We start from the raw sequence: 13,697 nt of genomic DNA on the forward strand, positions 1-13,697 counted from the left end.
AAACCTGTATCGGTTATTTAGGACGGGACAAGTTACTCTAAATTATTTCTTAAGAATTCTCTGAACATCTCTATACTCACCTGCTTCTACCTTCAACAGATAAACTCCAGTTGCATAATCAGATAAATCCAACTCCATAATAGAAACTTCACCAAGAGCAATATCCCTTGTATAAAGTACTTTCCCATTCATATCCGTCAGTATAAGCTCACCCTGTGCGTGCATTTCTATTGCAGGCATTGCCACCATCACACTTGATGCTGTTGGGTTTGGATAAATCTGAACTGGGAAGTGGTCGTCTTCAGCAACAGGCTGTGATTGACGAGATGTATTCTCTCCACTCTTGGCCAAAACAGTAGAACCTCCTTTTGTCACATCCATGCGGAATGAGAATCCTCCTTTGTCAGCAGGCTTTCTGTTTCGCAGTGCTATGGTAAGAACATTTGTTCCTGTGATCAGAACACCATCTAAATCTTCAGCGGAAACTCCATCAAACATATCTCCGCCCATGTGACCATTTATAGAAGCTCCTCCAGGAGTGAACAAAACATCATGATAAGCACCTGTAAAATGTGTAGTTCCAACAATGTCATCCTCTATTGCCATTAGATAACCATTAATGTAGAGTTCAACATTATCATCAAAGTACATTCTAAAACGAGCATCTACATCCACATGATCTGTCAATATAAATTCCTTACGGTAGAATGTGGTATAACTAGGTGCTTTGATAACATACGAACCCGGAACACTCAAAATAGAGAACCATGGATAAGGCTGACCAATTTCCACAGGTAGTGTAAATGTAGAATCATGAGGTAGTGATGGCACACCTTCCCAAGGATACCCTCCTGCAGGTCCTATTTCAGTACTCTTCATCCAGCTACTGTCAGAAACACAGCTATCAACAGGAGTTCCAGCAACTGGAGGAATTGAGGGACAATCGGCCCAAACATCTAACATCATCGAGAACCCTCCTTTATTAGAAGCACCTCTTAGGTTCCTTAAGGCAACTATAACTTCATTCACACCTACTACAAAGATGGTGTCCAAAGACACTCCAACGGCATAATCAAACATTTGATTTCCTGCATAACCATTTGTAACACCACCCGAATGATATCTCACATCATGTGGAACACCAGACCAATTAGATGCCTCAACATTTTCTTCACGAACTAGGAGGTGTCCATTAACATATACCTCTGCACCATCATCCATATACATTCTAATTCTTGCATTAAGATCAACTGTACTAGTTAGAGTAATATTCTTCCTATAAAAGCTTACATTATTGTCTGCTTTGATAGCTTCTGTACTATCTAAAACTGGTATTCCTCCCCAGGGGTATGGTTGACCAACCATTGCCATTAGGGTATATGTGCTATCATGTGGAAGGCTTGTAGCTCCAAACCAATCACCACCCCAATCACTTGGTCCCTTTTCTGTACTCAACTCCCAAGTACTATCGGATGGACAATGTATTTCTACAGCAACACACCCAGTATCTGGAGGGATAATGCTATCAGATTTAACTGTAATCACATACGCCTGTAAAGCAGTTCCATTGTCGTGGTGAAAAACATCATCCGCTTCAAGTAAAATTGCATGTAAGCCCAAATCTGCCGCGGTTGGAGTTCCACATAGCGAACCTCGACCATTTCCACTATCAATAAAAGTCATCCATCCAGGTAGCCCAAAACCAAATAAGACTAAACTATCACCATAGGCGGTATCCTTATCAGATACTTCTATCGCATAACAATAGGTACTATCCACATATAAACATGTGTCTGGCATTGATAAAAACTTAGGTGTGGTATTTACCAAGATTGGTACTTCATGTTCTGTTACCTCCCCTAAACCATCTTTCGCGGTAAAGAAAACGTGTTTCATCCCCCAATCTGCCGAATCCACAACCCAATGGAAATGCCCAGTTGTAGGATTGGCCCATGGTGTAGGTAATGGCATAAAAGAAGCTCCAGGATAAAGCGGAATCTTAGCTCCTCCCATTGACTTTCCTTCTACCTTAAATACTTGAACTGAATCTGCAGGATCTGGATCATAGGCCTCAACATCAAAATCTATTGTATCGCCACAAGATACCGTAATATGTGTCCCTTTTGGTGGAGTTGGGGGTACGGCAAAAATTGGTTTAAGACTCACAACAATACAAACCGATGTACTTGTCGATACACCAGAGGTATCTTCCGCTGTGAAGCTAATTACAGTCGTTCCAATATCTGCTGTACTTGGATACCAAGTAAACACAACACTATCTGGATTTCCACCTGGAGTTGGCAATGCAGGTGCAAGGACTGCCCCTGCTGGCAAACCCACGGCACTAATAAAAACAGAATCACCCGCATCAGGATCAAAAGCCTTAACGGTAAACTTAACTGTATCACCCGGTTTTACTTCAAAACAAGAGGCTGGAGATGGCGTGATCGCATAGTCGAAAATAGGTGCTGCCGAAGAATCGACAATCTCAATTAGAAAATCAGCCATTGTACTTGCACCGGCTGTATCCGTTATATACACAAATGCATTATACAAATCCCCTGTGGCTTTACCTACCGTGCTGAAACTCGCCATCCCACCAGATGTAATGGAAAACCCAACCGGATTTGACACAAAGGCCACTCCTGAAGCTTCGGCAGTTGTTCCCAACCTATAAGAAACAGGGTCCACATTTGGATCAGTAGCGGCTACCATAAAGGAATTTACCGCCACTCCCTTAGGTAATTTAACTATTGGTATTTGTGTACTTACCGGTGAATCATTGCCTTTTTTGCAAGGCGTAACAATAGACTCACTTCGAAAATCGTCATCAGAATTATTTATCAATGAGCTTATCCTGCAACACCCCCCATAAGCTAGCATATAGTGAGCAGTATCTGAAGGAAGGGTTAATGTATCCTTCCATTCTCCAAAAAACCAATCATCGACAGGGTTAATGGAAGTTACTTTTAAATCAATTGAAAGAAAACCTACTCCACCTGGACCTCCATACATTGGTGTTGTAGTAAGTGATGTTGTAAGAACAGTACCGCCAAGAACGGGCGTTGTCCCCCAAGGGAAACTGGTTCTCCAGGCCTGCTTAACAGTAACCTCAATATCACATGTACCAGGAGCAGCTCCCGGCACTCTTTTCCAGCTAATAGTACCATAGCGGTAATGAGTAGCTGATGCGCTCCCCGCGAACAGGAAAAAGATCATTAAAATTAGGGATGCTGTTCTCCACAGCTTCCATCGAGGGGCCAGACCGACCCCACTTGGGTAATGTGTTTTCATAAGTTAAGGTTTAAAATTAGGACTTTGAATTTAGCGAAAATTAGGGTTATTCACTAATTAAATAAGCTCTTATTCAGCACTATAACCACATCAACTATTAAAATACAACTACCACTTATTAGTTAGCATTTGACCCCAAATGAAAAAAGCCCCCATAAATGGAGGCTTTCTAAAAACTAATTATATAAAAAGATTACAATGTCTTCTTCACTTCTACTTCTTCAAATCCTTCGATGTTGTCGCCAACTTTGATATCGTTGAAGTTTTGAACGTTTAGACCACATTCATAACCTTTACTTACTTCTTTAACATCATCCTTGTAACGCTTAAGCGAACCAAGAACTCCTGTATAAACAACCACACCATCTCTAATTACACGAACCTTGGTATTCCTCGTCACAGTACCATCTAGTACGTAACATCCGGCAATAGTTCCAACTTTAGAAATCTTGAAGGTTTCACGGATTTCGATGTTACAAACCACCTTCTCCTTAACTTCTGGAGAAAGCATTCCTTCCATTGCATCTCGGATTTCATTAATCGCATCATAGATGATAGAGTACAAACGAACATCCACTTGCTCCTTCTCAGCCAACTTACGTGCACTTGCAGAAGGACGTACCTGGAATCCAACAATAATTGCATCAGAAGCTGTGGCCAGTAGAATATCAGATTCTGAAATCTGACCAACGGCTTTATGTATAATGTTTACCTGAATTTCATCAGTACTCAATTTCTGTAAAGAGTCCGACAATGCTTCAATAGAACCATCAACATCACCTTTCACAATCACATTCAGTTCCTGGAAGTCACCGATAGCCAAACGTCTACCAATTTCCTCAAGGGTAAGGTTTTTCTGAGATCTAGCACTTTGTTCACGCTGCAACTGTGTACGCTTGCTGGCAATAGACTTTGCTTCACGCTCATCATCCATTACCACGAACTTGTCACCTGCTTGGGGTGCACCATCAAGACCTAAAACACTCACAGGTCTGGCAGGACCAGCTTCTTCCACACGGTGTCCGCGCTCATCGAGCATAGCTTTTACCTTACCACTGTATTGACCAGCGAGAATATAATCTCCAATTTTAAGTGTCCCGTTTTGAACTAAGATTGTAGATAAGTAACCTCTTCCTTTATCAAGAGAAGCCTCTACAACACTACCTGCCGCATTACGATCCGGGTTAGCCTTAAGATCTAACAACTCCGACTCAAGCAATACTTTTTCAAGAAGCTCATTTACTCCTTGTCCGCTTTTTGCAGAAATATCCTGAGACTGTATTTTACCTCCCCAATCTTCAACCAAAAGATTCATTTGGGCAAGTGTTTCTTTTACTTTTTCGGGGTTTGCACCTGGGCGATCAATCTTGTTGATTGCAAATACAATAGGAACACCAGCCGCCTGAGCATGGCTAATAGCTTCCTTAGTTTGAGGCATCACATCATCATCAGCGGCAATCACAATAATTGCAATATCAGTAACCTGAGCACCACGAGCACGCATCGCGGTAAACGCTTCGTGACCCGGAGTATCCAGGAACGTCATCATTCCTCCTTGCTCCAGCTCTACAGAATATGCACCGATATGTTGGGTAATACCACCGGACTCACCAGCAATAACATTTGCCTTACGAACGTAATCAAGTAAAGATGTTTTACCATGATCAACGTGTCCCATTACTGTAACAATTGGCGCACGAGGAGAAAGATCTTCTTCCTGATCAACTTCTTCTTCAATAGCCTCAGTCACATCAGCACTTACAAACTCAACTCCGTAACCAAACTCCTCAGCTACAATTTGTAGAGTTTCCCCGTCCAAACGTTGATTCATCGTTACCATCATACCTAGAGACATACATGCTGAGATAATTTCGTTTACCGAAACATCCATCATGTTTGCAAGCTCACTTACAGTAACAAATTCCGTTACCTGAATTGTCTTGCTATCCTCTTCGCGTTGCAGTTCATCAAGAGCATCTTGCTCTTTTCTTTCCTGACGCTTTTCACGTCTCATCTTAGCCGACTTAGATTTCTTACCACCACCGGTAAGTTTCTCTAAGGTCTCCTTAATTTGCTTTTGTACTTCTTCTTCCGTCAGCTCGCGCTTAGGTTCGTTTCTACGACCTCCACCTGGGCCGCGGTTTCCTCCTTTCTTAAACTGACCTGGTCTATTTTGACCACCAGCTCCAGGACCACCTGCTCCAGAACCCGGATTAGTACGAATACGTTTACGTTTAGGCTTAGCCTTATTATCACCTTTCTTATCAGTGCTACTTGCTACCTTTTTCTTTGGTTTTGCAAATTTTGAAAGATCAACTTTCTCACCAGTAAACTTGGGACCACTAAGCTTAGTATATTGTGTTTTATGAGCGTCTACAGTTCTCTCGTTACCCTCATCATCGGTAACTTTTCCTGCAGGAGTTGAGGCATCAGCTTTTGCCTCCTCAGAAACTTTAGTTTCCTCAGCGGCTTTAGGCTTTTCTTCTTCAGTTTTAGCTTTAGGCTCTTCTTTTACCTCTGCCTTTTCAGTTCTAGCTTCCTCTACTTTGGGTTTATCCTCGGTTTTAGGTGCCTCCACTTTTTCTTCTGCTGCTTTTTCTTCGACAGCCTTAGGCGCTTCTTTCTTTTCAGGTTTTGGCTCTTCTACCTTTTCTTCGGCAGCTTTTACCTCTTCCTTCTTTTCATCCGCTTTGGCAGGCTTTGGCGATTCCTGCTTAGGCTCTTCTTTTTGCTCTTTTGGAGCTTCAACCTCTTTGGGAGTTTCAGCCACAGTTTCCTTTTCAGAAACTTCCTTTACCTCCTCAGCTTTTACCGGCTCTGGCTTAGCTTCGGGCTTTTCAGCTTCAGGTGCAGGCGCTACCTCTTCAGCGGTCTTAGTTGGTTTGTCAAGATCAATCTTGCCCACCATTTTAGGACCACTCAATGAAGAGCGCGCTTTGATAACCTCACTAGCTGGCTTGGATACTTCATCCTTACCCTCCAATTCAGCCTTAAGCTTCTCTTTCTCCTCTTTCTTCTGCTGGCTTACCTTCTCAGATTGTTCCTTTTTAGCCATATCCGGAGCGAACTTATCCAATGCCAATTGGATAAACTCACCATCTATCCTTGACGTTGGACGCAGCTTCTCTTCTACTCCATTGCTCTGAAGGAATTCAATAAGGGTTGCCACACCCGTATTACACTCTTTCGCCAGTTGACTAAGTCTCAAAGACTTTTCTGCCATGTATTCTAATCTAATTTATTCTTCAAATTCTGACCTCAATATGCTACGTACTTCCTCTATAGTTTCCTGCTCAAGGTCAGTGCGGGATACTAATTCCTCTACGGTTAGGTCTAATACGCTCTTAGCTGTATCACAGCCCTTTGCTTTCAATTCTTCAATGATCCAAGCTTCTATTTCATCAGAAAACTCAGTCAACTCTACATCTTCGTCTTCATCAACATCGCGGTACACATCAATTTCATAACCAGTAAGTCTACCAGCTAATTTGATATTCAAACCACGCTTTCCTATTGCCAAAGAAACCTGATCCGGCTTTAAGAAAACCTCTACTTTACCATTCTCCTCATCAATATTGAGGGTAGTGATTTTTGCAGGGCTCAAAGCACGTTGTATATATAAGGATGTGTTACTAGTGTAATTAATCACATCAATATTTTCATTTCCAAGTTCACGAACGATTCCATGAATTCGGCTTCCTTTCATACCAACACAAGCTCCTACCGGATCAATACGATCATCATAAGACTCAACGGCTACTTTAGCTTTATCACCTGGTTCTCTCACCACGTTTTTCACTATAATAAGCCCGTCAAATACTTCAGGGATTTCTTGTTCAAAGAGTTTTTCCAGGAACTTTTCGCTTGTACGCGAAAGGATAACCACTGGCTTATTTCCTCTCAGATCAACAGTTTTTACCACAGCGCGCACAGTATCACCTTTACGGTAAAAGTCACTTGGGATTTGCTGATCCTTTGGAAGTACTAGTTCGTTTTGGTCATCATCATAAATAATAACTGCACGAGGACGCACATGATGTACTTCTCCGGTCATTATCTCTCCTTCAAGATCCTTGTACTTCTTGTATATAATACTATTGTCATGCTCCTGCACCTTCTGTACAAGATTTTGACGGAAAGCCAAAATAAATCTTCTTCCCTGATCAATAAGCTTCAATTCCTCAGACACTTCTTCACCCACTTCATAGTCGGGTTCAATTTTCAATGCCTCTGTAAGCTCGATTTCAAGGTTGTCATCTTCCACAAAACCATCAGCTACGATGGTTCTATTTCTCCAAATTTCAAGGTCACCTTTATCGGGATTTACAATAATGTCAAAATTCTCGTCATCACCGTATTTCTTCTTCAATTGATTACGCAAAGCGTCTTCAATAATCGCCATCAGGGTTACCCTGTCTATATTTTTCTCTTCCTTAAAATCAGAAAAACTCTCTATTATAGCCTGATTTTCCATTTTACTGTTGATTAAAATCTAATTTCTAATCGTGTTTCTTTAATTCTCTCTAACTCAATTTTCTCTTCACGAACTACGGTTCGTTTCCCTTTACCCACCTCCTTTGGCACACGCTCTTTCCAAGTCAACGTGAGTGAATCACCATCGTAAGCAGCTAAATCTCCTTCATGCACTGTCCCGTCTTGAAGTGTTACTTTTACCAATCGCCCCACATTCATTGCATATTGTTCTTCTACAACAAATGGATGACCAATACCTGGCGAAGACACTTCTAAGGCAAAATCAGCCTCTTCTCTATCCAAATTATGCTCAATACCTCGGCTAATAGCTGTCAACTTTTCAAGTGTAATACCTTCAGGGTGATCAGCTAAAACCTTTATTCTGCTGTCAGAACCAATAGAAAACTCCACCAAAAAAGCGCCTTGCTCTTTGATAGCCGCATCTGTCAATTCCTTTACTTTTTCCGTATCAATCATGTAGTGCTAATAAAAGAGGGGACTTTCGGTCCCCTCTCTTTGAGGGCGCAAATATAAACATTATTATTAAGCTAGCCATCCTTTTGATATTCCAACATTTTTAATACCAGATTTTTAACACCAACGGTAGCCTTTTCTCTAATATGATGAACATTTCTCAACCCACTAGTATTCAATTCACCTGGGTCAATCAAAATCACTGGAACATCGCTAGAAGCCTCATGCAAAAGACCCGCTGCAGGATACACTGAAAGCGAAGTACCCACCACCAACAAAAGATCAGCACTTCGAACAATAGATGCTGCCGCTTCAATCATAGGCACCATTTCCCCAAACCAAACAACATGCGGTCTCAAAACACCTCCTTTCTCACATCTTTCTTCCATCGTTACCTCCCATCCATCTACATCATAAACCAAACTTTCATCTAACGTACTTCTCGACTTTCTTAGCTCGCCATGAAGGTGAACTACATTTGAAGAACCGCCACGCTCATGCAAATCATCCACATTTTGAGTAACCACCACTACTTCAAATACCTCTTCCAACTTTGCTAAATACTTATGTGCATCGTTTGGAAAAACCTCCAACAACTGTTTTCTTCTGGCATTATAAAAGCGCTGCACCACTTCCGGATCTCTGTTCCAAGCCTCAGGAGTAGCCACCTCATACACGTCATGTTCTTCCCAAAGTCCATTGTTCTCTCTAAAAGTAGCCAAGCCACTTTCTTTACTTACACCAGCACCCGAAAGCACCACTATGCGACATCCTGGCCGTAAATTTCTCATATAGGGAAATACTGAATTTATTTAGAAATATTAATTTTTCAACCTAAAATTACGTTACTTATCTAATTATGCATAGTTTAAATTACTATATATAATATATTCGCAATCCGTTTTGCTCTTTTGGTTTATAAATTGCGGAATGTATCAAAATACTGTTCTCACCAACGATGACTGATAAAGTGAAAATACTAATTGTAGATGACGAGCCTCTAATAAGAGATGCTCTGGCCTTTAAGCTTACCAAAGAAGGCTATATGGTAGATACTGCCGAAGACGGAGAAAAAGCTATTGAAAAAATTGACGAAATTCAATATGACATCATCATATCTGATGTAATGATGCCTTTCATCAGTGGATTTGAACTTCTTAAGATCCTTAAAGAAAGAGGATCACATGCTCCTGTTCTACTTCTTACTTCACTCAATTCAGAAAACGCTGTATTAAAAGCTTTTGAACTAGGTGCAGATGATTATATGACCAAGCCTTTTAGCCCTAAAGAGCTTTCTACAAGAATTAAAAAATTGCTTAAAAAGAATGAACCCGAATAGAATAAGCGGGTTCATTCTTTTTTCTTAGAAATATACCAGCCAGGCCTTGGGGTATTGCTGGCTTATTTCATCAAATCCATTTTGCGCCTCAGGCAAAGAACTATAACTGTTATATACCACCCTATAGGTGTCCAAGTACTCCACATATATTGTGTTTGCCTCGCCCCCCAAGGAAGTTGCAATTCTTTCAGCATGCTCTTTATTAGGCAAACTTGCAACTACTAGTCGCCATTCTTTAACCGTGCTTTCATCTACCAACTTTGGCTCCACCTCCATTGATACAGTATCCACCATCACTGTATCTGCAGGAATCACCTCATCTACAACTGCTGAGTCCACAGGTAATTCAATAGAGTCTTTCGACTCCTTCTCATTTCCAAAAATGTCAAATGGCAATTCATCCCCAGTAAAAACTGCTACAGCAGCCAGCAACAAAAGAACTACAATATAGGGCCAAGCCTTTTTCAATCCTTTACTCATAAATTATCTTCTTTCTAATGACTCTATTTTAAGATGATACTTTTTAACAAAGCCAAAGGTGGTCTGCATATTTACACAATTTCCTGAACTTCCCACGTTTCAGATCGATGAACTGCGTAAAATCAAAACGCATCTTAAAATGTCTTCCTCAAAAGTTTATAAAGACAAGCTACTCTTTAGCATTTCTTTAGGTTTGCTTTTAACGAAGCATTAACCTGTTACGCCTTCAAAATTTTCTATTTTAGCCCGCAATTTATAATCTGTGAGCAATTTACCTGATAAATTTACACGAAGAAGACTTCGATCTTCATACATCTCAGTAGTAGTAAGCATTTCGCTTGTACTCTTTGTGCTTGGACTGTTTGGCCTTTTGGTGATTAATGCAAGAGTAATCGCCAACGAGGTGAAGGAAAACTTTGCCATCACAGTCCTTATCAACAATGATGCTCCTGAAGTAGAGGTAAGACAATTTCAAAAAAGTCTGGAGCTCACTCCCTATGTAAAGACAACCGAGTTTATCTCCAAAGAAGAAGCAGCGGCCGAGTTAAAAGAGGAACTCGATGAGGATTTTATGGATTTTTTAGGATACAATCCTTTATTGAATAGCATTGAAGTTCGCCTCAAAGCGGATTATGTAAACGAAGAGCAACTTACTTTTTTGGAAAAAGAATATAGCAAGAAGAGTTTTGTGAATGAAGTAGTGTATGACAAACCACTCATTCAAATGATGAACGAAAACATTGAGCGTATTGGCCTATTTCTTATCGCAGGCTCCATCCTGCTATCTTTAATCGCAATTGCACTCATCAATAGTTCTATTCGTTTAAGCATATATTCAAGAAGGTTCTTAATAAAAACCATGCAGCTTGTTGGTGCTACCAAAACTTTTATTCGCAAGCCATTTATTTGGCGTAGTTTGCGTCATGGTTTACTAGGTAGTCTTGTGGCTTTGGGTTTTCTTACCCTATTAATTTACTATGTTAGCCTTAATGTCCCTGGGTTTACTGAACTGCAGAACCCAGTAAAGCTAGCTTTACTTTATGCAGGAGTGCTTTTGACTGGGATACTTATCTCAATGTCTTGCACCTTCTTTGCGCTTAGGAAATATTTAAAACTTACTACAGATCAATTATACTACTGATATGGAAAATCAAACATTTGTATTTGAAAAAAAGAACTACATGATGCTCATAGGCGGAATCGTGCTTATGGTAATCGGTTATATATTGATGAGCGGTGGTGGTAGTGATGACCCAAATGTGTTTAATCCTGAAATCTTCTCGTTTACCAGAATAATTTTAGCTCCTATTTTTATCTTAGCCGGCCTTTTGATAGAGGTTTTTGCGATAATGGTAAAAGGAAAATAACATTTAATGGGTAGATTAGAAGCCTTATTCCTTGGGATAATCCAAGGTCTTACCGAGTTTTTGCCTGTAAGTAGTAGTGGTCATTTGGAACTTGCCAAAGCCATTTTTGGAGATAATAGCTTACCTGAAGAAAGTCTACTCTTTACCGTAGTAGTACACTTTGCCACAGCCCTAGCTACTATTATTGTATTTCGCCACGACATATTTGCTATCATTCGCGGCCTTTTCGAATTTAAAGACAATGAACACCGTAAACTGAGTATTAGTATCATTATATCAATGATACCTGCGGCCATAGTAGGGGTGTTCTTCAATGATTTTATTGAGTCTCTTTTTAGCGGCCAGGTCTTTTTAGTAGGAGCCATGCTACTTGTTACTGGTGCTCTTTTAATATTTGCCAACAATGCAAAATCAGGTGAAAAGCGCATCAACTATGGCCGTGCTTTAATAATTGGTGTTGCTCAAGCAATAGCAATACTGCCCGGGATTAGCCGCAGTGGAGCCACTATTTCTACCAGTATCCTTTTGGGAATGGACAAAGAGCGTGCTGCTCGATTCTCATTCTTAATGGTTGTTCCATTGATTTTCGGAAAAATGGCCAAAGATATTCTTGATGGTGCTTTTGATGTTACTGTAATCCAGCCTATGCATCTTATGTTAGGTTTCGGTGGTGCATTTGTTACTGGGCTTTGGGCTTGCGCCTGGATGCTTGACATTGTAAAACGTGCCAGTCTCAATTATTTCGCTTTGTACTGTTTCATTATAGGTACACTTGCTATCCTTTCAACCTTTGCTTTTGACTACTACCTCCAAATCGGCTAGTGACTTTCAAAACGGTCAAGTGCTACTTATTGACAAACCCTTGGAATGGACCTCTTTTGACGCTGTCAACAAGATAAGGTATGCTATTAAAAAACGGTTTTCTTTAAAGAAAATAAAGGTAGGCCATGCCGGAACTTTAGACCCTCTGGCTACCGGACTTCTCATTATTTGTACAGGTAAATTTACCAAGCAAATAAATGAATACATGGGGCAAGAAAAAGAATACACAGGCACTATTCGGCTAGGCGAAACCACGCCTAGTTATGATTTGGAAACTGAGGTAAATGAAACCTTTCCTACCAATCACATTACCGAAGAAGCCATTCACAAGGCCACCGAAAACTTTATTGGAGACATTGAGCAGGTTCCACCACTTTTTTCAGCTATTAAAAAAGATGGAGAACGCGCCTATGAGCTTGCTCGTAAGGGTGAAGATGTGAAGCTAAACGCCCGCGTTGTGAACATCCGTGAGTTTGAAATAACAGCTATTGAAGGGCAAAATGTACACTTTCGCGTAAGCTGTAGCAAAGGGACATACATCCGGAGCCTGGCTCATGATTTTGGAATCGCCTTAAACTCCGGAGCTCACCTTACTGCTTTGCGCAGAACTCGCATTGGTGATTCTAAAATTGACGATGCCACTGATGTTTTGGAGTTTGTGAATTCTATTCTCCCTACTGCCTAGTCGGTATACTTACTATTCCATAAATTGGAGTTAAAGTCTTTCATTCGGCTAAAGCCGTATAATACTGTGAGTGCCGAAAACCCAAAAAACAGGTAAAAAAAGCAGAACACTCGAATTGTTGAGTTCGCTTGGCCGCCCAAAAAACTATCAGGAAAACTCCACGCCAAAAGTGCCGCCAGGCCAGCCACACATAACAAGATGGTTTTGAAACTTCGAAAAGGAAAGACTAATATTTTTCTGATAGGATTTAATTCACCACCCCATTTGTGTATTAGATAAAAATTATCCTTTCCTAAATTCAGAAAGAGAAGTGGATCTCTATCCTTCCGCTGGAGATTAAACATTGGAGCCGGAGCTAAAATCTTAAAACCAGACAACTCAACATCCTGCTGCTTTTGTATTTTTTTAATCTTCGAAATGGCTTCATAAGGTATTTCATTTCTAAAAAGTGATGCGTCCAGAAATCGCAACCTGTAATTGATGCAAAGCTTTTTTATATCCGATAAGTTGTAAATTCTCTCTTTCTCCAGAAGGTTCAAATTATACTGCTTCAACATTTCTTCATCAAAAATATTGGCTAATACCCGTTCATCCATTTTATCATCCTCCTCCAGCATTTTTTTAAATAGGCGGAGCGTTTCATCATCACTTTTCCTTCCCCTTCTTCGTCTCTCAGTTCGCAGTTCCTGCTCCAAATTCACTCCCATCCAACTCATCCTTCAATTCTTTAAAAGTGTATCAGTTAAAAGTAATAATAATGTGT

General features: G+C 40.5%; 12 protein-coding genes. 5 read left to right on the forward strand and 7 right to left on the reverse strand.

Annotated elements, in window-relative coordinates; all coding sequences use genetic code 11:
• Positions 1-42: 42 nt before the first annotated feature.
• The 5 genes from OWEHO_RS09535 to OWEHO_RS09555 all read right to left on the reverse strand — a co-directional run bounded on the left by OWEHO_RS09535 (position 43) and on the right by OWEHO_RS09555 (position 9,032).
• Complete coding sequence (locus OWEHO_RS09535; protein ID WP_014202267.1) at positions 43-3,294, reverse strand: T9SS type A sorting domain-containing protein; 3,252 nt, start codon at positions 3,292-3,294, stop codon at positions 43-45.
• A gap of 193 nt (positions 3,295-3,487) precedes the next feature.
• On the reverse strand, positions 3,488-6,517 hold the full coding sequence (gene infB, locus OWEHO_RS09540; protein ID WP_014202268.1) for a translation initiation factor IF-2: 3,030 nt from the start codon (positions 6,515-6,517) through the stop codon (positions 3,488-3,490).
• Positions 6,518-6,532: 15 nt separating this feature from the next.
• Positions 6,533-7,768, reverse strand: a complete 1,236-nt coding sequence (nusA, locus tag OWEHO_RS09545) for a transcription termination factor NusA (RefSeq protein ID WP_014202269.1) — start codon at positions 7,766-7,768, stop codon at positions 6,533-6,535.
• Positions 7,769-7,779: 11 nt separating this feature from the next.
• The gene (gene rimP / locus OWEHO_RS09550) at positions 7,780-8,244 is read right to left on the reverse strand and encodes a ribosome assembly cofactor RimP (protein ID WP_014202270.1); all 465 of its coding nucleotides are present in this window, start codon (positions 8,242-8,244) and stop codon (positions 7,780-7,782) included.
• A 71-nt stretch (positions 8,245-8,315) separates the two neighbouring features.
• Positions 8,316-9,032, reverse strand: a complete 717-nt coding sequence (locus OWEHO_RS09555; RefSeq protein ID WP_014202271.1) for an SIR2 family NAD-dependent protein deacylase — start codon at positions 9,030-9,032, stop codon at positions 8,316-8,318.
• Positions 9,033-9,199: 167 nt separating this feature from the next.
• Between OWEHO_RS09555 and OWEHO_RS09560 the strand changes: the two genes are divergently transcribed.
• Entirely contained in the window at positions 9,200-9,580 is a 381-nt protein-coding gene (locus OWEHO_RS09560; RefSeq protein ID WP_014202272.1) for a response regulator transcription factor, read from the forward strand.
• A 24-nt stretch (positions 9,581-9,604) separates the two neighbouring features.
• On the opposite strand, the gene OWEHO_RS09565 is transcribed toward OWEHO_RS09560, so the two are convergent.
• Complete coding sequence (locus OWEHO_RS09565) at positions 9,605-10,060, reverse strand: SPOR domain-containing protein (protein WP_014202273.1); 456 nt, start codon at positions 10,058-10,060, stop codon at positions 9,605-9,607.
• 262 nt (positions 10,061-10,322) lie between these two features.
• Here OWEHO_RS09565 and OWEHO_RS09570 point away from each other — a divergent pair, with 262 nt between their 5' ends.
• The 4 genes from OWEHO_RS09570 to truB are packed head-to-tail and all read left to right on the forward strand — an operon-like array spanning position 10,323 to position 12,934.
• Positions 10,323-11,201 (forward strand): cell division protein FtsX, encoded by an 879-nt coding sequence (locus OWEHO_RS09570; RefSeq protein ID WP_041627537.1) that lies wholly within the window; start codon positions 10,323-10,325, stop codon positions 11,199-11,201.
• A 1-nt stretch (position 11,202) separates the two neighbouring features.
• Entirely contained in the window at positions 11,203-11,427 is a 225-nt protein-coding gene (locus tag OWEHO_RS09575) for a DUF3098 domain-containing protein (RefSeq protein WP_014202276.1), read from the forward strand.
• Between the two features lie 6 nt (positions 11,428-11,433).
• Entirely contained in the window at positions 11,434-12,249 is an 816-nt protein-coding gene (locus OWEHO_RS09580; protein ID WP_014202277.1) for an undecaprenyl-diphosphate phosphatase, read from the forward strand.
• Positions 12,218-12,934: a tRNA pseudouridine(55) synthase TruB gene (truB, locus tag OWEHO_RS09585; protein WP_014202278.1), complete on the forward strand. Its 717-nt coding sequence runs from the start codon at positions 12,218-12,220 to the stop codon at positions 12,932-12,934. The genes OWEHO_RS09580 and truB overlap by 32 nt, the downstream gene beginning before the upstream one ends.
• Here truB and OWEHO_RS09590 read toward each other — a convergent pair.
• Positions 12,931-13,650, reverse strand: a complete 720-nt coding sequence (locus OWEHO_RS09590; RefSeq protein WP_014202279.1) for a hypothetical protein — start codon at positions 13,648-13,650, stop codon at positions 12,931-12,933. The genes truB and OWEHO_RS09590 overlap by 4 nt on opposite strands.
• Between the last annotated feature and the right edge of the window lie 47 nt (positions 13,651-13,697).

Source organism: Owenweeksia hongkongensis DSM 17368, from assembly GCF_000236705.1.
Lineage (GTDB): Bacteria > Bacteroidota > Bacteroidia > Flavobacteriales > Schleiferiaceae > Owenweeksia > Owenweeksia hongkongensis.